This is a genomic window from Microbispora oryzae (assembly GCF_017896165.1).
GTDB lineage: Bacteria > Actinomycetota > Actinomycetes > Streptosporangiales > Streptosporangiaceae > Microbispora > Microbispora oryzae.
Genome location: NZ_JAFCNB010000020.1, coordinates 65259 through 87685, shown reverse-complemented (window position 1 = coordinate 87685; position 22427 = coordinate 65259). Strand labels below are relative to the sequence as shown.

The 22427-nt window shown below is 71.9% G+C and carries 24 protein-coding genes; 14 read left to right on the top strand and 10 right to left on the bottom strand.

The genetic code is table 11. The features are described 5' to 3' along the window. The first annotated feature begins 101 nt into the window (after positions 1–101). Together purF and purM are read left to right on the top strand one after the other, a co-directional pair. Positions 102–1538 carry an amidophosphoribosyltransferase gene (gene purF, locus JOL79_RS27510; RefSeq protein ID WP_210158801.1) on the top strand — a complete coding sequence of 479 codons (1437 nt, stop codon included), beginning with the start codon at positions 102–104 and terminating at the stop codon, positions 1536–1538. Next, a complete protein-coding gene (gene purM / locus JOL79_RS27505; protein WP_210158800.1) occupies positions 1535–2560 on the top strand; it encodes a phosphoribosylformylglycinamidine cyclo-ligase in 1026 nt (341 codons plus the stop codon). Before purF ends, purM begins: the two co-directional genes overlap by 4 nt. 185 nt (positions 2561–2745) lie before the next feature. Here purM and JOL79_RS27500 read toward each other — a convergent pair whose 3' ends face one another. Together JOL79_RS27500 and JOL79_RS27495 are read right to left on the bottom strand one after the other, a co-directional pair. Beyond that, complete coding sequence (locus JOL79_RS27500) at positions 2746–2973, bottom strand: DUF3073 domain-containing protein (protein ID WP_210158799.1); 228 nt, start codon at positions 2971–2973, stop codon at positions 2746–2748. A gap of 151 nt (positions 2974–3124) precedes the next feature. Further along, positions 3125–4243, bottom strand: coding sequence for a Glu/Leu/Phe/Val family dehydrogenase (locus tag JOL79_RS27495; RefSeq protein ID WP_210158798.1), 1119 nt, complete (start codon positions 4241–4243; stop codon positions 3125–3127). 82 nt (positions 4244–4325) lie between these two features. Between JOL79_RS27495 and JOL79_RS27490 the strand changes: the two genes are divergently transcribed. Beyond that, positions 4326–5246 carry a DUF8083 family protein gene (locus JOL79_RS27490; protein WP_230985584.1) on the top strand — a complete coding sequence of 307 codons (921 nt, stop codon included), beginning with the start codon at positions 4326–4328 and terminating at the stop codon, positions 5244–5246. 320 nt (positions 5247–5566) lie between these two features. Beyond that, complete coding sequence (gene bldC, locus JOL79_RS27485) at positions 5567–5770, top strand: developmental transcriptional regulator BldC (RefSeq protein WP_013133571.1); 204 nt, start codon at positions 5567–5569, stop codon at positions 5768–5770. A gap of 195 nt (positions 5771–5965) precedes the next feature. Here the strand turns inward: bldC and JOL79_RS27480 are convergent, their stop codons facing one another. After that, positions 5966–6628 (bottom strand): TetR/AcrR family transcriptional regulator, encoded by a 663-nt coding sequence (locus JOL79_RS27480; protein WP_307848762.1) that lies wholly within the window; start codon positions 6626–6628, stop codon positions 5966–5968. 221 nt (positions 6629–6849) lie between these two features. On the opposite strand from JOL79_RS27480, the gene JOL79_RS27475 reads away from it, so the two are divergent. The 3 genes from JOL79_RS27475 to JOL79_RS27465 all read left to right on the top strand — a co-directional run bounded on the left by JOL79_RS27475 (position 6850) and on the right by JOL79_RS27465 (position 9305). Then, positions 6850–7953 (top strand): LacI family DNA-binding transcriptional regulator, encoded by a 1104-nt coding sequence (locus JOL79_RS27475; RefSeq protein WP_210158796.1) that lies wholly within the window; start codon positions 6850–6852, stop codon positions 7951–7953. A gap of 121 nt (positions 7954–8074) precedes the next feature. Continuing rightward, positions 8075–8341, top strand: a complete 267-nt coding sequence (locus tag JOL79_RS27470; protein ID WP_210158795.1) for a hypothetical protein — start codon at positions 8075–8077, stop codon at positions 8339–8341. Positions 8342–8408: 67 nt separating this feature from the next. Beyond that, positions 8409–9305, top strand: a complete 897-nt coding sequence (locus JOL79_RS27465) for an N-acetylmuramoyl-L-alanine amidase (protein ID WP_210158794.1) — start codon at positions 8409–8411, stop codon at positions 9303–9305. Between the two features lie 44 nt (positions 9306–9349). Here the strand turns inward: JOL79_RS27465 and JOL79_RS27460 are convergent, their stop codons facing one another. The 5 genes from JOL79_RS27460 to JOL79_RS27440 all read right to left on the bottom strand — a co-directional run bounded on the left by JOL79_RS27460 (position 9350) and on the right by JOL79_RS27440 (position 12793). Further along, positions 9350–10402, bottom strand: coding sequence for a quinone-dependent dihydroorotate dehydrogenase (locus JOL79_RS27460; RefSeq protein WP_210158793.1), 1053 nt, complete (start codon positions 10400–10402; stop codon positions 9350–9352). A 21-nt stretch (positions 10403–10423) separates the two neighbouring features. Further along, on the bottom strand, positions 10424–10777 hold the full coding sequence (locus JOL79_RS27455) for an STAS domain-containing protein (RefSeq protein ID WP_210158792.1): 354 nt from the start codon (positions 10775–10777) through the stop codon (positions 10424–10426). Beyond that, on the bottom strand, positions 10749–11477 hold the full coding sequence (locus JOL79_RS27450; protein ID WP_210158791.1) for a GAF and ANTAR domain-containing protein: 729 nt from the start codon (positions 11475–11477) through the stop codon (positions 10749–10751). The genes JOL79_RS27455 and JOL79_RS27450 overlap by 29 nt, the downstream gene beginning before the upstream one ends. A gap of 68 nt (positions 11478–11545) precedes the next feature. After that, the gene (locus JOL79_RS27445; protein ID WP_210158790.1) at positions 11546–12013 is read right to left on the bottom strand and encodes a GAF domain-containing protein; all 468 of its coding nucleotides are present in this window, start codon (positions 12011–12013) and stop codon (positions 11546–11548) included. A gap of 207 nt (positions 12014–12220) precedes the next feature. Then, positions 12221–12793: a COG4315 family predicted lipoprotein gene (locus tag JOL79_RS27440; RefSeq protein ID WP_210158789.1), complete on the bottom strand. Its 573-nt coding sequence runs from the start codon at positions 12791–12793 to the stop codon at positions 12221–12223. 424 nt (positions 12794–13217) lie between these two features. Between JOL79_RS27440 and JOL79_RS27435 the strand changes: the two genes are divergently transcribed. The 6 genes from JOL79_RS27435 (at position 13218) to JOL79_RS27410 (ending at position 19930) form a co-directional block, all read left to right on the top strand. Then, positions 13218–14126 carry a TIGR03620 family F420-dependent LLM class oxidoreductase gene (locus JOL79_RS27435; RefSeq protein ID WP_210158788.1) on the top strand — a complete coding sequence of 303 codons (909 nt, stop codon included), beginning with the start codon at positions 13218–13220 and terminating at the stop codon, positions 14124–14126. A gap of 785 nt (positions 14127–14911) precedes the next feature. After that, complete coding sequence (locus JOL79_RS27430; protein ID WP_210158787.1) at positions 14912–15307, top strand: Rossmann-fold NAD(P)-binding domain-containing protein; 396 nt, start codon at positions 14912–14914, stop codon at positions 15305–15307. Between the two features lie 61 nt (positions 15308–15368). Beyond that, entirely contained in the window at positions 15369–16070 is a 702-nt protein-coding gene (locus tag JOL79_RS27425) for a TetR/AcrR family transcriptional regulator (protein WP_307848761.1), read from the top strand. Further along, positions 16063–16986: an ABC transporter ATP-binding protein gene (locus JOL79_RS27420; protein ID WP_210158786.1), complete on the top strand. Its 924-nt coding sequence runs from the start codon at positions 16063–16065 to the stop codon at positions 16984–16986. Before JOL79_RS27425 ends, JOL79_RS27420 begins: the two co-directional genes overlap by 8 nt. Beyond that, complete coding sequence (locus JOL79_RS27415) at positions 16983–18605, top strand: ABC transporter permease (RefSeq protein WP_210158785.1); 1623 nt, start codon at positions 16983–16985, stop codon at positions 18603–18605. Before JOL79_RS27420 ends, JOL79_RS27415 begins: the two co-directional genes overlap by 4 nt. 155 nt (positions 18606–18760) lie before the next feature. After that, entirely contained in the window at positions 18761–19930 is a 1170-nt protein-coding gene (locus JOL79_RS27410; RefSeq protein ID WP_210158784.1) for an acyltransferase family protein, read from the top strand. A 31-nt stretch (positions 19931–19961) separates the two neighbouring features. Here JOL79_RS27410 and JOL79_RS27405 read toward each other — a convergent pair whose 3' ends face one another. Continuing rightward, positions 19962–20768: a maleylpyruvate isomerase family mycothiol-dependent enzyme gene (locus JOL79_RS27405; protein WP_210158783.1), complete on the bottom strand. Its 807-nt coding sequence runs from the start codon at positions 20766–20768 to the stop codon at positions 19962–19964. A gap of 208 nt (positions 20769–20976) precedes the next feature. Here JOL79_RS27405 and JOL79_RS27400 point away from each other — a divergent pair, with 208 nt between their 5' ends. Next, positions 20977–21798 carry an SAM-dependent methyltransferase gene (locus tag JOL79_RS27400; RefSeq protein ID WP_210158782.1) on the top strand — a complete coding sequence of 274 codons (822 nt, stop codon included), beginning with the start codon at positions 20977–20979 and terminating at the stop codon, positions 21796–21798. 53 nt (positions 21799–21851) lie between these two features. On the opposite strand, the gene JOL79_RS27395 is transcribed toward JOL79_RS27400, so the two are convergent. Beyond that, a complete protein-coding gene (locus JOL79_RS27395; RefSeq protein ID WP_210158781.1) occupies positions 21852–22346 on the bottom strand; it encodes a hypothetical protein in 495 nt (164 codons plus the stop codon). Positions 22347–22427 lie beyond the last annotated feature (81 nt).

Here is a 22427-nt window from a genome sequence, read left to right as displayed (position 1 = left end):
GAGTTGACCAGGGGTGACACGGCAAGAAGCGGTCAATCCGGCAGGCGCGCTCCCCCTACCTGCGGTTCGAGCAGCGGCGACGCCCAAATAGACTCAGGAACGTGTTGAAGGGCGACGGCCGGCTCGGCCATGACCTCGACCCTCGGGACCGTGCGCCTCAGGACGCCTGTGGCGTCTTCGGCGTCTGGGCGCCCGGGGAGGACGTTTCCAAACTCACCTACTACGGCCTGTACGCGCTGCAGCACCGCGGCCAGGAGTCCGCGGGCATCGCGGTCAGCGAGGGCAGCCGCATCCTCGTCTACAAGGACATGGGCCTCGTCGCCCAGGTCTTCGACGAGTCGATCCTCGGCACCCTGCGCGGGCACCTGGCGATCGGACACTGCCGCTACTCCACCACCGGCTCAAGCGTGTGGGAGAACGCGCAGCCCACGCTGAGCTCGGCCGACGGCAACGGCCTGGCGCTGGCCCACAACGGCAACCTCATCAACACCGCGCGCCTCTCCGAGCGCCTCGCTCCCGGCGCCACCCGCGCGACGACCGACACCGAGGTGCTCACGGCGCTGCTCGCGCAGGACTCCTCCCGCCCGGTCGACGACGTCGCCGCCGAGTTACTGCCCGAGGTGAAGGGCGCGTACTCGCTGGTGTGGATGAACGAGACGACCCTCTTCGCCGCCCGCGACCCCCAGGGCATCCGCCCGCTCGTGCTCGGCCGGCTCGAACGCGGCTGGGTGGTCGCGTCCGAGACCGCCGCCCTCGACATCGTCGGCGCGTCCGTCATCCGCGAGGTCGAGCCCGGCGAGCTGCTGACGATCGACGAGCGGGGCGTGCGCTCCCGCCGGTTCGCCCTCGCCGAGCCCAAGGGCTGCCTGTTCGAGTACGTCTACCTGGCCCGGCCCGACACCACGATCGCCGGGCGCGGCGTCCAGTCCACCCGGGTCGAGGTGGGCCGCGTGCTGGCCCGGGAGCACCCCGTGGACGCCGACCTGGTCATCCCCACCCCGGAGTCCGGCACGCCCGCCGCCATCGGCTACGCCGAGCAGAGCGGCATCCCGTACGGACAGGGCCTGGTGAAGAACTCCTACGTCGGCCGGACCTTCATCCAGCCGTCGCAGACCATCCGGCAGCTCGGCATCCGCCTCAAGCTCAACCCGCTCCGCGAGGTCATCCAGGGCAAGCGGCTCGTCGTGGTCGACGACTCGATCGTCCGGGGCAACACGCAGCGGGCGATCGTGAAGATGCTGCGCGAGGCCGGGGCCACCGAGGTGCACGTGCGGATCTCCTCGCCGCCGGTCGCCTGGCCCTGCTTCTACGGCATCGACTTCGCCACCCGGGCGGAGCTGATCGCCGGCTCGCTGTCCGTCGAGGAGATCCGCGGCTCGCTGGGCGCGGACACGCTCGGGTACATCTCCCTTGAGGGGCTGACCCAGGCGACCACGATCCCGGCCGACCGGCTCTGCCGCGCCTGCTTCACCGGGGAGTATCCGATCCCCATCGAAGAGGACCAGGTCGGCAAGTACGTCCTGGAGGCACGCGGATGACCAGCTACGCCGACGCCGGCGTCGACATCGAGGCCGGCGACCGGGCCGTCGAGCTGATGAAGTCGCGGGTGGCCCGGTCGCGCCGCCCCGAGGTGCTCGACGACGCCAGCGGGTTCGCGGGGCTCTTCGACGCCTCGGCCTTCCTGCGCTACCGCCGGCCCCTGCTCGCCACAAGCACGGACGGCGTGGGCACCAAGGTCATGATCGCCCAGCGTCTCGGCAAGCACGACACCATCGGCATCGACCTCGTCGGCATGGTGGTGGACGACCTCGTGGTGTGCGGGGCCGAGCCGCTGTTCATGACCGACTACATCGCCTGCGGCAAGGTGGTGCCCGAGCGCATCGCCGACATCGTGGGCGGCGTGGCCGAGGGCTGCCGCCTGGCCGGCTGCGCGCTCGTCGGCGGCGAGACGGCCGAACACCCCGGCGCCATGGGACCGGACGAGTACGACCTCGCGGGGGCCGGTACCGGCGTCGTGGAGGCGTCCGAGCTGCTCGGGCCGCACCGCGTCGTCCCGGGCGACGTGGTGCTCGGGCTCGCGTCGAGCGGGATCCACTCCAACGGCTACTCGCTGGTCCGGCACGTCGTCGCCACGGCGGGGCTGCGGCTCGACCAGGAGCTGCCCGAGCTGTCCCGCACGCTGGGCGAGGAACTGCTCGAACCCACCCGCATCTACTCCCTCGACTGCCTCGCCCTGATCCGGGAGGCGGAGGTGCACGCGTTCGCCCACATCACCGGCGGGGGGCTGGCGGCCAACCTGGCCAGGTCGATCCCCGAGACGACCGACGCCCTGCTCGACCGGGGATCGTGGTCGCCGCCGGCGATCTTCGAGGCGTTGGCCGGCCACGGCGGAGTACCGCAGGCCGAGATGGACCGGACGTTCAACCTGGGCGTGGGCATGTGCGCGATCGTCCCGGCGGCCGAGGCCGACAGGGCGACGGCGTTCCTGAACTCCCGCGGTCTCCCCACCTGGGTCCTCGGCGAGATCGTGCCCGGCACCGGACAGGCGCGGTTCCGGTAGGCGGGACCTTCGCGACCGGCGGCGGCCCCGGGCCGTCGCCGGAGACGTGATACGGCGTGAGAGATCTCACATCAACGCGAAAGAAGCGCTCCGGCGAGCCGGAACGCTGACATCACAGAACACCGCCGCCGCCCCGCGGGGGCTCACTCCCCCACTGGGCGGCTCAGCGGCGGTTCAAGAACGGATCACCGACGCCCATGGCGGTCGCTGTCGCCATCGTCGTCGTCGACGGCGTAATCGGCGTAGCGATCAGCCAACTCGTCGTAAGGGTCATGCTCGTCACTGTGGCCGGAATCGTCCTCGTCCACGACTCCGAGCTCCGCGCGCAGGCGCTCAAGGTCCGTGCCGCCGCTGTTGTACTTCAGCTGACGGGCGACCTTGACCTGCTTGGCCTTGGCTCGGCCGCGCCCCATTGGCTCGACCCCCTCATGCGGGGCCGTGCCCGACCCCTCGTCACTAACGCACCGCGCACCGACGCCACCCGACTTCAGGCGTCAGTCTCTCGTTCGCCTATTACCGTACCTGGTTTGTGCGCCGCTCGGTACGTCGTACGAGCGGCGGCGGTCAGCGTCGGAGCCAAATACCCCTCAGCCGACCTATTTCTGACATTCTGCGTTCCGCCAGCCTATCCGCTGCGACTCCCGGCGGGACGCCTTCCTCCTCGGCCAACCGGAAGATCTTCAGGGTGGTGTCGAAGATCCGCGCCGCCCTCGCGCGGGCCCTGACCATGTCGAAGCCGCCGATCTCGTCCGCGACCTGGATCACACCACCGGAGTTCACCACGTAGTCGGGAGCGTAGACGACGCCCCGCTCGGCGAGCTGCTTGTCGATGCCGGGGTGGGCGAGCTGGTTGTTGGCGCCGCCACAGACGATCTTGGCGCGGAGCCGGAGCACGGCGTCGTCGTCGAGCGCGCCGCCCAGCGCGCAGGGGGCGTACACGTCGAGGTCGGCGCCCGACAGCGCGACCGCGTCCGGCACGACGTGGACGGCCGGGTGGCGGGTGACCACCCGCTCGACCGCCGCCTCGTCGACGTCGCAGATCACGACCTCGGCGCCGTCTTCGACGAGGTGGTCGACCAGCCGGTGGCCCACCTTGCCGACGCCCTCGACTCCGACGCGGCGGCCGGCGAGGGTGGGGGTCCCGTAGACGTGCCCCGCCGCCGCGCGCATGCCCTGGAAGACGCCGAACGCGGTGAGGATGGAGGAGTCTCCGGCGCCGCCGTGCTCGGGGGTGCGCCCGGTGACGTACGAGCACTCGCGGGCGACGACGTCCATGTCCTCGCTGTAGGTGCCGACGTCGCAGGCCGTGTAGTAGCGCCCGCCGAGCGACTGGACGAACCTGCCGTACGCCCGCAGGAGCGCCTCGCTCTTGTGCGTGGCGGGGTCGCCGATGATCACGGCCTTGCCTCCGCCGTGGTCGAGCCCGGCCAGCGCGTTCTTGTACGCCATGGCCCTCGACAGGTTGAGGACGTCGGCGAGCGCGGCCTGCTCGCTCTCGTAGGGGTAGAACCTGGTGCCGCCGAGCCCCGGTCCGAGCGCGGTGCTGTAAATCGCGATGATCGCGTACAGCCCGCTGCTCTCGTCGGCGCAGAACACGACCTGTTCATGCTTGCCCGGATGGACGGGATTCGCCTCGCTGCCTGGGCCCGCGTCCTTGTGGGACAGCCCGAAGACGTCGGTCACGATGGTGACTCCTGATCGTCTATGTCCGCCGCCTCGGTGCGGCGGTTCATCCCAAGTTTAGCCGCGCGGCGCGACGACGATCATGAAAAGACCTGTCCGAGCTGCGCATCCCCCTGCGGCGTGGCACGATTCTTGTGTGCTCCCCTACGCCGCCTATCTTCGTGTGTACGAGCCACTCAGCGCGTTCCCCCGGCAGGACCAGGCGCGATGGGCCCGGTACGCGGAGTCCCGCGACCGGCCGCGCCGAGCCGGGGCCCTGGAGGTCGAGCACGGCGAGTCGGTCCGCCGGCTGCTGTCCATCCCTCCGTTGCCCGCGCCGGAAAGAGAGAGCCCCAACGCCTACCTGCGCCGGGTGGAGGACGTCCTCTACGTCTGCCCCTGGCAGAGCAGGCTGCGTTCCTGGCTGGCCTTCGCCTCGTTCCGCGGGAAGACGCCGCCGAAGCTGGCGCAGCGGTTCGTGCCCCAGGCGATCGCGGAGCAGACGGCTCACGACTTCGACCGGTTCAAGCGCGGGGAGGAGTCGCTGCGCACGCACATCAGGACGAGCACCTGGCACGTGCCGGTCTCCTGGTTCGTCCCCTTCGACTCCGCCGAGCGGTGGCTGGTCCTCGGCACGGGCGCCGGCTCCGAGCCGACCGCGCCCACCACGACCGCTCCCCCGCGGAACATGCTCTACGTCACCTCGATGGCCCAGGCGCGCCGCCGGGTGGCCCGGGCCCTCGTAGTGATCAGGCGGCACGTCGGCCAGGTGGCGGCGCTCTCCGAGGTCGAGGAGGTGGGTCGCTGGCTGGAGGAGTTCCACCCGCACTCGCTCGTGGAGCTCGACTACGGCGGGCTCGTGCACGTCATGGACGACCGGACGCTCCAGGGCGACCAGTCCGTCGCGGAGGTCTCGACCGCCCTCACCAGTTTGGACAACGGTCAGGAAGAACTTGCCTTCGCGATGTATCAGCGGGTCATCCTCCGCTGGAGATCGATAAAAGCCCTCGAAACGGCAAACTGAGCGTAATCACCATGCCCTGACCTGCAGATTCTGGTCACGGGATGTTCGATCTCACATCTACGAACTGAGTAGTTTGCCGTTTTCACTGCGATACCACGAAACGTGTCGCTAGAATCACCCAGCGTGACATCAACCCGTGGTCGAGACGTTGCGCCCAGAGGGCTCGCCAATCGCACTACGTGGCTGTATGGTCACATCGGGTGATGCCGCAAATGGTCCAGGAAACCGCACGTTTTGGATCATTGGTGACATCCGTGACTAGCGCCAGACAAGTCGCAAGGATCGCTGTCAGCGGTCCACACGGAGGAGAGGCCGCACACATGTCAGCTCGTACACCCGAGGCCGAGCCACTGCTCACCCCGGCGGAGGTCGCAACCATGTTCCGCGTCGACCCGAAGACCGTGACCAGGTGGGCGAAGGCCGGCAAGCTGACGTCCATCCGCACGCTCGGTGGTCACCGGCGCTATCGGGAGACCGAGGTGCGGGCGCTGCTGGCGGGCATACCGCAGCAGCGGTCCGAGTAGGGCGGGCCGTCGCCGCATCAGGGGGGAAGTCCGGCGCGCTCGCGTACGTGAGCGCGCCCGCCACACACCCGTGACCACCATGGGTCACGGGGAGGGTGTGAGGCCAGGCGCCGCCCGCCCGGCGCCGCAGGCCCGCCCGTCCACCCTGCCCCCGGTCGTACGACGTCCCGGGCCCAGGACCGGTCACGGGACCGGTCACCGACCCGTGGGCGACGCCTCGAGCAGCTGCTTAACCTGAAGGTCGTGCGTGGCCGCCACCTGCAACAGGGCGACCATCTGCGCCATGAGCAGCCCCTCCAGGTCGGTGCGCTTCATGTCGCGGTTGTCGAGCCAGTCGAGGCCCGCGGTCTCCACACAGGCGATCCACGACCTCAGCGTGGTCCTGAGGACCGGTCCCGGTTCCGCGATCCCCATCTCGCTCAGGACGAGCCGGAACATCCGCTGCCGGACGCCGTCGACGATCTCGCCGATCTCCCCGGTCCTGGTGCCCGGACCACCGCGCAGCAGCGCGGCGAAGCCGGCGGCGTGCTCCTCCACGAAGTCGAAATAACGGGACAGCCCGCGGGCGACCTCCAGGGACCCGCCACCGCGCTCCTGCCGTTGCAACCGGTCCTGGAGCCCGTCGGCGGCACTCCGCAGCGCCGCCACGTACAGTTCCTGCTTGCCGCCGAAGTAGTGGTAAACGAGGGCCCGGGACGCGCCGGCCGATGCGGCCACATCGTCGATCGACACATCTTCGGCGTCCCGCCGGCTGAAAAGTTCCAGGGCCGCGGCGATGAGCTCCTCCCGTCTCCGGTCGACGCTCAGCCTGCGCCGTGCCGGCCGGGCGCCGTCCTCCGTCTGGGGTCTGGCACTCACACCTGGAACATTAGCGGGTGGTGACTCACACCGCCGTTCCGGATCGGCCAAGACATCGTCCGGGGACACCGTCCCTCTGGCATCGCCTTCCCCCCGTCCGTAGAGCGAAGTCCCGGATCCGCCAAAGGGAAGGACGACGCGTTCTCCGATTAACCCGTACCCTCTGGGCAACTCGATCGTTTGGTGTGTCAGGTGCACGTCCTTGCATCGTGGGGAGAACCATGTCAGGACCGTCCATACAGACCACTGCCCGAAACGACGTCGGGATCCGCTTACCCGACGGGGGGCTGTCCGATGGGTTCAGCCCACGGCCACGGCCTACGATCCGCAACGTGGCGGAGCGGGCAGGTGTGTCCAAGTCGCTGGTCTCCCTCGTTCTGCGAGGGTCGCCACATGTGAGCGAGCACCGCAGGGAAGCGGTGCTGCAGGCCGCCAGGGAGCTCGGCTACCGCCCGAACGCGGTCGCCCGCAGCCTGGTCGAGGGCCGGACCCATCTCGTCGGTGCCCTCGTCGCCGACCTGCACAATCCCTTCTACGCCGAGTTCCTCGACGGGCTGCAGGAGAGCCTGCACGGCGACGGCCTGCGGCTGCTCATCGGCAGCGGCCGTTGGGACCCCGCCTTCGAGGACGAGGCCGTGGAGGCCTTCCTGGAGCTGCGCGTCGACGGGCTCGTCCTGCTGGGCGTGGCGCCGTCGAGCGACACGCTCGCGGAGGCCGCCGCCTACACGCCCACGGTGGTCGTGGGTGAGCGCGACGTGGAGCTCGAAGGCGTCGACATCGTGGTGGACGACGACCAGCTCGGCGCCCGCCACGCGGTCGACCACCTGGTCGAGCTGGGGCACCGGCGGATCGCCCACATCGAGGGCACCCCGTCGTCGGCCGCCCGCTGCCGCTGCGAGGGCTATCTGGTGGCCATGCGCCGCCACGCCCTCGCGCCGTACATCATGGTGGAGCACGGCGACTTCACCGAGGAGGGCGGCAGGCGCGCCGCGCTGGCCCTCCTGCGGCGCGAGCCCAGGCCGACGGCGATCTTCGCGGCCAACGACATCGTGGCGATGGGCGTGCTGAGCGCGGCCAGCGAGCTCGGCATGCGCGTGCCGGAGGACCTGTCCGTGGTGGGCTACGACAACACCCATCTCGCCGCCGTCACGCACATCTCGCTGACCAGCGTCGACCAGCCGCGCCGGGCCATGGGCCGGTCGGCCGCCGCGCTGCTCAGCGACCGGATCGCGGAGCCGGGCAAGGTGGCCAGGCTGCGCCAGGTGACTCCCCAGCTCATCGTGCGGCGCAGCACCGGACCGGCTCCAAGGGACGACCAAGGCTAGGTCAATCGCCGACGTGTCACCTCGCGGGGGTGTTGACTCTGACCCGTGACGCCGGCCCCCGGTGGATCAGGAAATCGGGGGATCCGCAGGGCCGGCGACCGCACGAGAATCGGGGGGATTCATGCGTGATCCGGAGTTGGTCTCCTGCGCCCAGCGGGCGGCCGGCGAGCTCGAGCGGGCATGGGCGCACTGGCGCGAGACCCGCGGGCTGAACGGCGACGACGTCGCCGACTCGGTGGCGAGCTACGTCGCCCACTCGATCGACCATCCGTGGGGACGTCCCCGGGTGGTCCTCGGTCTCGACGCCGAGGACGCCCGTGAGCTGGCCGCTCTCCTCCACAGCCAGGAGCCGGCGGAGCCGGCCTGGGTGGGGCGGTTTCCGGCATGACGGTCTGATTACGGCTCGAATCCGCGTACTTTAAGGAGCAGTCGACCTCCGGGAAAGGGATTCGAGCGTGATCAGAAGACCACTCGCCGCCGCAGTTCTGGGCCTGTGCGGGCTCGGAGCCGTCGCCTGCGGCGGCACGGCGGTCTCGCACGCGGCCGACACCGGCGCCTCCGGCGTTCCGAGGTCGTCCGCCGCGTCGCAGGCCGCCGGGCAGCACGACGCCGCACAGGACGCGTCGCAGGACGCCGCCAAGGCCGCCCCCGGCTCGGCCCGCGAGGCCAGCTCCTCGGCGGCCAACGCGAAGCCGCTGGCGGGGAAGGTCATCGTCATCGACCCCGGGCACAACGGCGGCAACTTCCGGCACCCGGAAGTGATCAACCGGCAGGTGGACATCCTGACCCAGAAGAAGGCCTGCGACACCACCGGCACGTCGACCAACGACGGCTACAGCGAGGCCGCGTACACCTGGGACGTCTCCAACCGGCTCGCCCGGCTGCTACGGGCACAGGGCGCGACCGTGATCCTCACCCGGAAGAACAACACGGGCGCCGGGCCGTGCATCACCGAGCGGGCGGCCGTCGGCAACCGGGCCAAGGCGGACGCGGCGATCTCCATCCACGCCGACGGCGCGCCGGCGAGCGCGCACGGCTTCCATGTGATCATGCCGAAGAAGATCCACGGCCCGGTCGACCGGGTGGTGGGCGCGTCCAAGCGCCTCGGCGTCGCGGTCAGGGACGCCTTCCACACCGGCACCGGCATCGCGTACTCCACCTACATCGGCACGAAGGCGCTCAACTTCCGCAGCGACCTGGGCGGGCTGAACCTGTCGACCGTGCCGAAGATCTTCATCGAGTGCGGGAACATGCGCAACGCGGGCGACGCCGCCAGGTTCAAGAACACGCGGTTCCGCCAGCGGATCGCGGTCGCCCTCGGCAGAGGCCTGGAAGACTACCTCGCCGCCTGACGCCTGCGACGGCGCCCGAGCGGGCGGCGGGGACGCCGGAGCGGTCAGGCGGTCGCGCCGATGATGTCGCGGACCGACGACCGCCGGTGGCGGCGCAGCCGCCGGGCGAGGGCACGGTTGATCCCGTACGCCCACAGCGGCCCCTCATAGATCATCCCGGTGTACCCCTGGACGAGGGTCGCTCCCGCGAGCAGGCGCTCCCACACGTCGTCGACGTCCTCGACGCCGCCGACGGACACGAGGACCAGCCGGTCTCCCGCCTTCTGCCGCAGCCTGCGCAGCACCTCCAGGGAGCGCGCCTTGAGCGGACGGCCCGACAGGCCCCCGGTCTCGGCGCTGGAGACGCCGTCGCGGCGGATGGTGGTGTTGGTCGCGATGATGCCGGCGAGGCCCAGGTCGACGGCGAGCTCGGCGACAGCGTCGACGTCCTCGTCGGCCAGGTCGGGGGCGATCTTCACCAGCAGCGGCGTACGACCGGCCACCTCCTTGACCGAGGAGAGCAGCGGCCAGAGCCGGTCGGCCGCCTGCAGGTCGCGCAATCCCGGCGTGTTGGGCGAGCTCACGTTGACCACGAGATAGTCGGCGAGGGGCGCGAGCAGCCGCGCGCTCTCGGCGTAGTCACGAGCGGCGTCCGCCTCCGGCACCACCCGGGTCTTGCCGATGTTGACGCCGACGACGGCCGGGACCCTCCGGGGCCGGCGCAGGCTCCTGGCCGCGGCCGCGGCGCCCGCGTTGTTGAACCCCATCCGGTTGATGATCGCCCGGTTCTCCAGGAGACGGAACAGCCGGGGCCGGGCGTTGCCGGGCTGGGCGTGGGCGGTGATCGTGCCGACCTCGACGTGGCCGAAGCCGAAGGCCGTCAGCGCCTCCAGGCACCGGGCGTCCTTGTCGAATCCGGCGGCCAGGCCGAACGGGCTCGGGAAGTGCACCCCGAACGCCGTGACCCGCAGGGACTCGTCCCGCGGCGCGAGCACCCGGTGGAGCAGCCGCAGGACGACCGGCCACCGCCCGATCAGCCGGAGCAGCCGGATCGTGAGATGGTGGGCGGTCTCCGCGTCGACGCGGCTCAGGACCTGCGTGAATATGATTCGATACATCGCGGCCAGCCTATCGCCGGCTCACCCGTCGGCGGGCCCGGCCTCGATGTCGACCGGCGCCCCGGCCGCCCCGATCTGCAGGACCCTGTCGTACTGCAGCAGCCGGAGCAGCCGCAGCACCCGCCGCCGCGGCCGGGTGAACGTCGCGGTCCCGCCGCCCGCGCGCACCCGATCGCTCACCCAGAGCAGGGAGCGCGACCCGGCGCAGTCGATGAAGAGCACCTCGGCGAGGTCAAGCTCCAGGTGACGGGCCCGCACGGCGTCCAGTGTGCCGCGCAGGCGGGCGCGCAGTTCGGACGCGCCCGCCCGGTCGAGATCGCCACCGACCGCGACCCGGATCGTCGTGTCAGCCCACGTGATCTGGATTCGCAACATTGCGCGGACCCTGCTCTCCCAGCAGCTCCGCCGCGAGGTCGGACACCTTACGCCGGCTGTCCCTGGCCTGCTTGCGCAGACCCGTGAACGCCTGCGAGGCGGTGAGATCGTGCTTTCCCATGAGATAGCCGATGGCGCGTTCGATGACGATGCGGTAGTCCAGGGCGTACTGGAGCTGGTCGGCCAGGACCGCCTTCTCGTCCGCCTCCATCGCCGCCACGAGCACCTGCTCGATCACGTGGGCGTACGCGTGGAGGGCCTGGGTGTCGGACTCCTGCCATTCGTGCGGGGTGTCCTGGTACACGTTCAGCGTCCCCACCGGCACGCCGTTGAGGCGGATGGGCACTCCGGCCACGCCGCGCACCTCGGGGTGCAGCAACTCCGGCAGTCCCGGCCAGCGAACGTCGCCACGCACGTCCACGCTCGTCACGGCGGTGTCCCCCGCGTAGGCGGCGACGCACGGCCCCTGCCCGGTGGCCGCCTGCGCGCGCTCCAGGCTGCGGCCGCGCTCGTCGGTCGCGAAAAGGTAGCGGAGCGTGCGATCCTCCTCCGCGAACATCAGGCCCGCCCCGGAGTATCCGAAGAGCCGGTCCACGACCTGGACGATCCGCTCAAGGTGGTGCACGATCCCGGTCGCCGACCTGTCCTTCTGTAGACGGCGCAGGCTGGCGACGAGCGCCTCAGGATCGATTTGCGTCATTCCGTATCCTCTCGTGAACCCCATCCCCGCCCGCCCGCTCCGGTCGTGCGGAGATGTCGATTCGGCCATCAACACTGCCCAGGTGAGGCGATGTCAGTCCTGCTCTCGGCCAGGACCTGGAGCACGATGACCAGCAGCTCGCCGAGCCGGGAGCCGGTCTGCCGGGTCGCGCTGTCCCAGTCGCGCCCCGCGCGGGTGTAGAAGTCGAGGACGCCGATCAGCTCGGAGTCTTCGATGAGCGGGATGGACAGGACGGCCCGGACCGGCAGGGCGTGCGCGGCGACGTCGGGAAAGCCCGTGGGGCTCGAAGCGTGAAGATCGCGGATCGCGACGAGGCCGCCGCGGGCGGCGCTCTCCATCGCCGGACCGTCACCGGCGCGCTCCTGCGCGGATTCCAGCATCACGCCGGCGTCGTCGGTCGCGCCGACCGCTCTGAGCCGGTCGTGCCCGTCAAGCAGCATCAGGGCGGCACCGTCGACGCCGAAGAGCTCGGCCATGCCGGTGAGCACGTTCTCAAGAACTGAAGACGCATCCATGTGTCGTCGCCTGCCGTCTCCATATGACGAAGCGGCCGCGGACACAGGGCGGATTACCGTAAGCCTAGTGGGCTTCGAGGAGTCCCTGCCAGGCGGTCGAACGCGTTCATCCTATGTCGCGCCCGGCGCCGATACACACACAGCGGACCGCCCCGGGGGCGATGATCGCTCCCGGGGCGGCCCGTGGTGTCCTCCGCGGATCTCCCGCTAGTGCTTGGCCTTCTTGCCCTCCGGCGTCACGGCGAACCATTCGCCGCCGAAGTCCTTGACGCCCTGTCCGGTGACGTCACCGGCCTTCTGGTCCTTGGCGAAGTAGTACAGCGGGTGGCGGTTGTAGGTCACCTGCGTGCCGCCGTCCTGCCGCTTGAGGGTGCCGAGCAGGGCGCCCTTGACGCCCGCGCCCGCCTGGGGAGCGCCCATGGTCAGCACGGGCGGCCAGGCCGCCGCGCAGGCCGCGTTGCACGCGGACTGGCCGTTCTTGTCGGCGGTGAAGAGGTAGACGGTGCGGCCGTCCACCCCGGTGAGCACCGAGCCGAGCGACGTGTTCGCCGCGTCGATCCGGGCGGGGCCGGTGGGCGCCTGCTGGACAGGCGAGGTCGGCGCCCCCGTGGCACCGGGCGTCACCATGCCCGAGGCGTACTCGGAGGGCGTCGTCTCCGGCGCCGACTCGGTCGGCTCGTCGGCGGCGACCGGGTTGGCGGCGTCCTTTTCGTCGGTGCCGCCGCAGCCGGACGCCAGCAGGGCGGCCAGGACGGCGCCCGCGTACAGCAGTTTCCTCATCTTCGGCTCCAGGGATGTAGGCGAGTGGCTCCAAGGACACACGCGACGGCCCCGCGCCCGCCGCAGGGACGCGAAGATCCGTGACAGGCCTTTGCCGTCTTGTGGGAGTGGATTGACGCCCGAGGCCGGAGGGGCGGAGGAAACCCGTGGGAAGGCATGACGCCGGGGCCGCGTTCTACCCGGCGGCATTACCCCAGCAAGGGGGATCAGAAGCCGCGTTTCGGGGCAGCAGGGAGGACCATGCGGGAGCGGGCCGCCGACACGGAACCCGGTCGTGCCGCTCATGTGCGGGAGCGCGGCGTCGCCGGTGCGATGCTGTGCGTCGGACGCTCGCCGTATCGGGTCTCCCACCTACCGCGAGAACGGCGTCTCCCTGCGAGTCACCCCCCTTCGTCTGATCACGCGATTGAAAAGGAGCACCAGGATGACCTCACTGGTGGACCCGTCCGATCTCAGGACCCACCTCGGAGCCGCCGGCGTATGGCTCGGGTCGTTCTCCGAGGCGTCCGCGCGGGAGGTGCGTGAGGCGGCCGCCGGCATCGAGGAGCTCGGCTACTCGGCGCTGTGGACGCCTGAGGTCCCGTTCGGACGGGAGGCGCTGACGCAGGCGGCGCTCCTGCTCTCCGCGACCCGGAACCTGCGGGTGGCGACCGGCATCGCCAACATCTACGTCCGGGACGCCGTGGCCGCCGCCAACGGGGCGCGCACGCTGGCCGAGGCGTGGGACGACCGGTTCGTGCTGGGCCTCGGCGTCAGCCACGCCCCCCTGGTGACCTCGCGCGGGCACGACTACAGCAGGCCGCTGGCGTACATGCGGGCCTACCTCGACGCCATGGACGAGAGCACGTTCGGCCCCGCCGTCCCGGCGCAGCCGCCGCGCCTCCTTGCCGCGCTGCGACGCGGGATGCTCGAACTGGCGGCGAACCGGGCCCAGGGGGCGCACACCTACTTCGTCACCCCGGAGCACACGGCGCGGGCGCGGCAGACGCTCGGGGCGGGCCCGGTCCTCGCGGTCGAGCAGGCGGTGGTCGTGGACACCGACCCCGCCCGGGCCCGGCGGACCGCCCGCGACTACGCCGCCTTCTACCTGCAGATGCCTAACTACACCAACAACCTCAGGGAGCTGGGGTTCTCCGACGAGGACTTCGCCGACGGCGGCAGCGACGCGCTGATCGACGCCGTCATCCCGTGGGGCGATCCCGACACGCTCGCCCGGACCTTCCGGGCGCACTACGAGGCGGGAGCCGACCACGTCTGCGTCCAGCCGCTGGCCGGCACCCTGGACGCCCAGATGGAGAGCCTGCGCAGGCTCGCCCCGATCCTGGTGGCCTGACCAGTGGGCACCGCACGACGGGAGCCCCCGTCCCCGGCAGCCGGATCACACGACACCGGGCCGTCCCTTCCGGCGGCCCAGGAGGCCGGCCCGGCCGGGCCCGGCACACGCGCGTCGGATCAGCCGGAAACCGGCGCACCCCAGAGTGAGGGGGACGCGGGGGCGCCACCGCCGCCGGACCCCACCGGGCTGGAGGCATGGATCCGCCAGGTCCTGGGTCTGGCCGGTTCTCGCGCGTCCACGTTCATGCCGCCGCTCCCACCGCCGGTTCCGTCGGCCGGCCCGGAGGACTCCCCGCCCCTGGGCGGCCTCCGGCAGTGACCCTCGTCTGATCCTCGTCTCCGCCCGCCGCGTCTCGTTCCTCATCAGCGGCGGGCGGGCCGCCGTCAGCGGACGGTGGGCGGCCGGTCAGCGCGCGAGCGCAGCCTGGCGGTAGCCGCCGGCCCCCCGCGCCGCGACCGGGCGGTCAGGCCGTCGACTTCCGCGGCAACGTGCACATGTCGCTGCTCACGCGGCGGGGTGGAGGTCACCTTCGACAGCGGCGAGCAGCGGACGTTCGACCTGGTGGTGGGGGCGGACGGGCCCCACTCCAACGTCCGGCGGCTGGCGTTAGGGCCGGAGTCGCGGTTCGTCTGGGCGTCCGGCCACCATGTGGCGCTGTTCGGCTCGCCGCTGCGGCTGCCGCTCGACGGCCGCACCCTGCTCTACAACGAGCCCGGCCGCGGCTGCTGGAGGCCCTGCCGGACGCGCCCGGCTTCTACTTCGACACGATCGCCCTGGTCCGGATGGACCACTCCACCGGCGGCCGGGTGGCCCTGGCCGGGGACGCCGGCTACGGCGCGACCTTCGGCGGCATGGGCGCGGGCGTGGCCCTGGTGACGTCGCACGTCCTCGCGGGTGAGCTGGCGGCCGCCGGGGGCGGCCACCGGGCGGCGTTCGCGGAGTACGAGAGCCGCGTCCGCGGGTTCGCCAGGGCGTGCCAGCGGATCGGCGCCGGTTCGGGCTCGTTCCTGGCCTCGGTCACCGCGGCGCGGCTACGCCGCCGGAACCGGATGTACCGCGTGCTGACTTCCCGGTTCCTCGTCGGCTTCCTCGACCGGCTCACCACCAAGGCCGCCACATCGATCACGCTGCCGGACTACCCGGGGGGCGCCATGGACACCGACTATACGCGCGTATAGCCTCTTATCCGTGCGGGCAGTTCGCTACACGGGCGAACAGCACGAGCGAACAAGGGAGAGGGTGACAGTGGCGACTCCCAGCAGGGACCCGGAGGACCTCACCGCCCGGGCGCGCATCAGGGACGCCGCCATGCGGCAGTTCGGGGAGCACGGGTTCAACGGGGCGACGATCCGCGGCATCGCCGCCGACGCGGGGGTGTCGCCGGGGCTGGTCCGCCACCACTTCGGCTCCAAGCAGGGGCTGCGCGAGGCCTGCGACGACTACCTGATCAGGCTGATCCGCCGGTTCAACGACCAGGTGAGGGCCGACACGACGCACACCGACGTGAGCTACGTCGCCGCCTCGCGAGCGGCGTTGCGGCCGTACCAGCGGTACCTTACCCGCGCCCTGGTGGAGGGCGCCGCCGCGTCGGTGTTCGACGAGATGGTCCGCCTGTCGGAGGAGTGGCTCGCCGAGGCCGACGCCAAGCGTCCCGATCCTCCGCGGGTCGACGTCAGGGCGCGGGCCACGCTGGGCACCGCGATGGCCCTGGCCGTCCCGATGCTGCACGAGCACGTCGCCCGCGGGATGGGCGTCGACCTCTTCAGCCCCGAGGGCGACCGGCTGCTGTCGCGCGCGATGCTCGACATCTACTCGCATCCCATGCTCACCCCGGAGGAGGCCGCCGCGCTGGCCGCGGCGATCGACCGTTCCCCCTCCCCCGCGACCCCCGCCGAGCGTGCGGGCGCGCTCGGCCAAGACGAGGAGCACCACGATGAATGACGCCATCTCGGCTGCCGGGCTCGTCAAGACCTTCGGCCCCACGAGGGCGCTCGACGGCCTCGACCTCGCCGTACGAACCGGGGAGGTGCACGGTTTCCTCGGCCCGAACGGCGCGGGCAAGAGCACCACGATCCGGATCCTGCTGGGGATGATGCGCGCGGACGCCGGCGCCGTGCGCCTGCTCGGCGGCGATCCCTGGTCCGGCGCGACCGAGCTGCACCGGCGGCTCGCGTACGTCCCCGGCGACGTCACGCTGTGGCCCAACCTCTCCGGCGGCGAGGTCATCGACCTGCTCGGCCGCCTGCGCGGCGGGCTCGACCGGCGCCGCCGCGACGAGCTCCTGGAGCGGTTCGACCTCGATCCCCGCAAGAAGGGGCGCGCCTACTCCAAGGGCAACCGGCAGAAGGTGGCCCTGGTCGCCGCGCTGGCCTCCGACGTGGAACTGCTGCTGCTCGACGAGCCGACCTCCGGCCTCGACCCCCTGATGGAGGAGGCGTTCCGGGAGGCCGTGCTGGAGGAGAAGCGCCGGGGCGACCGCACGGTGCTGCTGTCGAGCCACATCCTCTCCGAGGTCGAGGCGCTGTGCGACCGCGTCACGATCATCCGGGACGGCCGGACGGTCGAGAGCGGGACCCTCGCCGAGCTACGCCACCTCACGCGCACCTCCATCGAGGCCGAGCTGGCCGCGCCCGTCGACGGCCTCGCCGCCCTGCCCGGCGTGCACGGGCTGCGCGTGGACGACCTGCGGGTGCGGTTCGACGTCGACACCTCCGAGCTCGACCCCGCGCTGCGCGCGCTCGCCGCCGCGGGCGTCCGCACCCTCGTCAGCCGCCCGCCCACGCTGGAGGAGCTGTTCCTGCGGCACTACGATCGCTCGGCCACGGCCGTCGGCGCGGGCGCGGAGGTCGCGCGATGAGCGCCGCGACCCGTGAGCTGACCGGCACCCGCGGGCTGCTGCGCCTGGTCCTGCGGCGCGACCGTGTGGTGCTGCCGCTGTGGGTGCTCTTCGTGGGCGTGCTCCCCGTCTCGTACGTCACCGCGATCATCGACCTCTTCCCCACCGCCGCGGCCCAGCAGGCGTACGCCCTGACCAGCGGGAACAACGCCGCGTTCGTGGCGCTGTACGGCCGGCTGGCGGGATCGGGCCTGGGCGACCTGGTGGCCTGGCGCGCCGGGTTCCTCCCCATCGTGATCGGGCTGTGCGCGATCCTCACCGTCATCAGGCACACCCGCACCGACGAGGAGGCCGGTCGCCGGGAGTTGCTCGGCTCGACCGTGGTCGGGCGGCACGCTCCCCTGGCCGCCGCGCTGGCGGCGACCTGGGGCGCGAGCCTGGTGCTCGGTCTGATCACGGCGGTCTCGACGATCGGCAAGGGGCTGCCCTCCGCCGGGTCGTGGGCCTTCGGGGCGGAGCTGGCGGCAGCGGGCGTCGCGTTCGCCGGGGTCGGCGCCGTCGCGGCCCAGCTCACCAGCGGGGCGGGCAGCGCGCGCGGCCTCGCGATCGGCGTCCTCGGCCTCGCCTACGTGCTGGGCGTGGTGGGCGACATCAGCAGCCTGTCGGCCTCCGGCACGCTGTCCTGGCTGACCTGGGTCTCCCCGATCGGCTGGGTGCACCAGATCGACCCGTACGGGGCCGCCCGCTGGTGGGCCGCGGGCCTCGCCGTCGTCGCGTCCGTCGTGCTCGCTGTGGCGGCCGTCGCTCTGTCGAACCGGCGCGACATCGGGGCGGGGCTGCTGCCGGCGCGGCTCGGCCCGTCGTCGGCGGGGCCGGGCCTGCGGTCGCCGCTGGCGCTCGCCTGGCGCCTCCACCGGGGTCTGCTCGCCGGGTGGGTCTCCGGGTTCGTGGCGCTCGGCGTGGTGCTCGGATATCTCGCCGGCGGGCTCGGCGACCTCCTCAAGGAGGCGCCCCAGATGGCGGACGTCTTCGCCCGCCTCGGGGGCGCGTCCGGCCTCATCGACAGCTATCTGGCCGGCATGCTCGGCCTGTTCGGGCTGATCGCCGCCGGATACGCCATCCAGGCGACGCTCCGGATGCGCGCGGAGGAGGCGGCCGGCCGGGCCGAGCCCGTGCTCGGCACCGCCGTCGGACGGCTCCGCTGGGCGGCGGGCCACCTCGTCTTCTCCCTGCTTGGGCCGGCCGTCGTCCTCGCCGCCGCCGGGCTCGCGATGGGGCTGACCCACGGGCTGAACACCGGCGACGTGGGCCGGGAGGCGCCCCGCGTGCTGGCCGGCGCGATGGTGCAGCTGCCCGCCGTCTGGGTGCTCGCCGCGATCGCGCTGGCGCTTTTCGGCCTGCTGCCCCGGCTGTCTGCCGTCAGCTGGGGCGCGCTCGTCGTCTGCCTGCTGGTCGGCCTGGTCGGCACGGCGCTCGGCCTCGACCAGCGGGTCGTCGACGTCTCGCCGTTCACGCATGTGCCCCGGCTGCCCGGAGGCGCGATGAGTGTGACACCGCTGCTCTGGCTCACGGCCGTCGCGGCGGTGCTGGCCGCCGCCGGGCTCGCCGGCCTGCGCCGTCGCGACCTGCCGGTGGTCTGACGGTGGTCTGAGGTTGGTCTGAGGTTGGTCTCACGCGATACACGACGGATACGCGATAGAGCGCGACCTCACACAGCACGCGGACAACCTGGACATGTTGCCCACCGAAGGTGGCCGAGGGCGTCATCCGGCGCCCCCGGCTCCCGGAGGTGCCCATGTGCTCCGCGCTCCGACGCGTACCCGCGTCCACCGGCCCGACGTCGCTCCTGGCCCGCCCCGCCCCGCGGTCCCCCGGGCGGAGCGGCCGGGAACGGGAGGTCTGGGCCGATGTCGCCAAGGGCGCGTGCATCCCGCTCGTCGTGCTGTGGCACGTGGTCACCAAGCACTACCTGCGGATCGACTGGCACGCCTGGCCCGTCCCCGGCGCATGGGGCGCGCTGACCGAACAGCTCGTGCCGCTCCGCATGCCGCTCTTCTTCACCGTGTCCGGCATGTTCGCCACGGGCGCGGTGAACCGGCCGTGGCGGGGGCTGCTGCGGTCGAAGACGGCCAGATGGCTCTACCTGTACGCGGTGTGGCTGCTGATCCACACCGCGCTCCTCGCGCCCGCCCCGGGATTCGGCACCGCCCGTGCCCGCGACCTGGGCGAACTGCTCGGCCAGCTCACCGTGACCCCCTCGAACCTCTGGTATCTATACGCCCTCGCGCTCTACTTCCCGATAGCGAAGGCGACCCGCCGGCTGCCCGGGAGCCTGGTGACGGCGGCGGCCCTGGCGCTCTCGGCCGCGACCGCCGCGGGCGTGCTGGAGACGCCGGGCGACCGCGGCGGCGTCTACGCCAACCTGTTCTTCTTCCTGGCCGGGGCGCGTTTCCGGCCCCTGATAGAACGGCTGGTCGCGACCGCGACCACGCGCCGGCTCCTTCTCACGGCCGCCGCGTACGGCACGGCCCTGGCGGCCACCGCGGTCGCGGGGGCGCGGACCTGGCCGGGCGTGTGGCCCGCGGTCTGCGTCCTCGCGACCGTGTTCGGCCTGACGGCGGCCGCACGGGTGGCACGGGTGGAGCAGGTGGAACAGGTGGCAGGGGTGGCACGGCGTCCGTGGCCGGCCCGCGCACTCGCCCGGCTGGGCCGCACGACGCTGCCGGTCTACGTCTTACACATGCCGCTGCTCGCGCTGCTCGACCTCGCGCTCACCGGCCCGCTGTCCGCCGTCGCGCGCCTCTCGACCCCGCCCGCCGTACGCGTCCTGGTGGCGGCCGGCGAGCCGGTGGTCGTCACGGCGCTCCTGGTGGGGCTGTGCCTGGCGCTGCACCGGGTCCTGCTGCGGGCGGGCGCCAGATGGCTCTTCGACCTGCCGCGCCGGTCGCACCCGTCGTCGCGGTGAGCCGTACTGAGGCGCGGGGCCGGAGCGCGCGTCAGAACCCGGGGAAGACCCGGCGCAGGTCGTCGATCGTGAGCGCGTCGCCGCCGGACTTGCCGATCAGCTCCACGTTCGCGGGTGTGTGCTCCGGCGCGTGGCGTCCCGAGACCAGGCGGAGCCACCACTCGGCGGGGGCGGTCAGCACGGCGTCCGGCTCCGCCGGAACGTCGGCCACTGCTACCGCCTCGCCGATCTCCAGGCCGAAGACCCGCTCGGGCGAGCCGAGCCGGACCTCGATCGTCGCCCTGCGTCCGCCCAGCCCCTCGGCCTTGCCCGCCCAGCGGAGCAGGGTGCCGGCGTTGTCGACGAGCAGGTCGACGGCGGCCGGGTCGAGGGCCGCCTCGGGGTCGAACGCGACCTTGACGTCCCAGACGTGATAGGTGAACTCGGTAAGGCGCATGCCCACGAAGCCCGCCAGGTCGAGAGGGTCGCCCGGGAACCACAGCGGAACGCGCAGCCGCTCCCGGGTCTCCTCGTCCAGACCCTCAAGACGGCTCACCAGCGCCTCGTTGGCGTCGAGGAACGCCTCGGCCCGCTCGGTCCTGGACCTGCCGTCCCATCGGGCCCACACGCCCGTGATCCACTCCCGCTCCGGGGCGCCGCCGCCGGCGAGAGCGCCCTCGAGTGTGGCCAGGCTGATCTCCGCGCCGCTGCCCAGGTGGCTCAGCACCTGGGAGACGTCCCACTCGGACGCCCCGGATCCGCGCGCGAGGTCGTCGGGCGTGCGGCTCCGTACGAAAGAGGCGAGGTCGTCGGCCCCCGCCCGCAGCGTCTTGATCGGCTGATCGGCCCTGTCGGTCATCTGCTCTCCTGTTCGACGCCGGCTCGCCGCCCGTCTCCGGGCCCGAGCGCGGTCACGTGTCTCAGGGGCGAACGTCACACCCGTCGCAGATCATCCCGCTCTCCCCCCGTGTTGACTCCACGTCAAATAGCAACAAATATCGAAGCATGATCGGTAGAGTGGCCGTCGGCGGCGATGACACCGTTACGGCGATCCGGGGGGCGATTGCGTGACCGGTCAGGACAAGACTCCCTGGTGGGTCGTGGACCCGAGCACGCCGAGCGTGGCGCGGATCTACGACTATTACCTTGGAGGCAAGGACAACTTCGCGTCCGACCGGCAGGCCGCCGAGAAGATCATCTCCCTCGCGCCGAACATCCGGGACATCGCACGGATCAACCGGGCCTTCCTCGGCCGGGTCGTCCGGACCCTCGCGGAGTCGGGGATCCGGCAGTTCCTCGACATCGGCACCGGTCTGCCGACCCAGGAGAACGTGCACCAGGTGGCGCAGCGGGTGGCGCCGGAGTCGCGGGTCGTCTACGTCGACAACGACCCGATCGTGCTCGTCCACGCCCGCGCCCTGCTGGACGAGAACCGCCTCACCCGGGTCGTGTCGGCCGACCTGCGCGACCCGCGGTCGATTCTCGATCACCGCGAGGTGCGGGCGCATCTCGACTTCGACCAGCCGCTGGCCGTGCTCCTGCTGGCCGTCCTGCACTTCATCACCGACGACGCCGAATGTCATCGGATCGTCGGCACCCTCCGCGACGCGCTCCCAGGGGGCAGTCACCTCGTGATCTCACACGGGACCCTGGGCGACCTCAGCGAGGAGGAGATGCGGCAGGCGCGCGAGGTCTACACCACCACGCCGGCGGGAGGCGCGACCCCCCGCAGCGACGCGCAGATCCGGTCGTTCTTCACCGGATTCGAGCTGCTTGAGCCGGGGCTCGTCCCACTCCACGAATGGCGGCCGGATCCATGGGCCCCCGAGCCCGATCCCGCCGTTAAGGACGGGATCGGCGCCGTGGGAGCGGTCGGCCGGCTGCCCTGAGCCCGGCGGGCGGCCCCTTCCGGAAGACCGGGAAGGGGCCTGAGGCGGTCAGGTCAGAAGGAGTGGCGGTAGTAGGAGCCCCAATCGAGGTCGCGGGTGGTGCCTTCGCCGAGGTGGACGCGGAAGCCGTCGAAGCCGCCGCCCCGGCCGTAGGAGAAGCGCCACTCGCCCGTGCCGCGGGTGGTGAAGCGGTGACCCAGGTGCCAGCCCCGGTCGTCGTGGTACCAGAAGTCCACGTAGGTCGACTGGCCGTCGCGGTCACGGTCCCAGGCCGTGATGTCGAAGTAGTAGCGGCCGCCGGAGAAGTACCAGTAGCCCTTGTAGAACGACCGCTCCCCACGGGACTCGCCCCGCCCGAAGGAGGAGTAGCCGGAGAACCAGTGCTTGACGTACTGCGCGGACTGCGCGGACTGCGCGGACGACGCCGACGCCGCGCTCGCGGTGCTCGTGGTGCTCGCGGTGGCCGCCTGGGCCGGGGCCGCCGCGGCGCCGGCCGCCAGGGCGCCGGCGAGGACCGTACCGGCGAGAACGCTGCTGAGCTTGCGCATGAGGGTGAACTTCCTTCGTGTGAAACCACTCGGCCCCCACGGGCCGACCTGTCGTCCGGGGCGTTTGACGGTGCCGTCCGC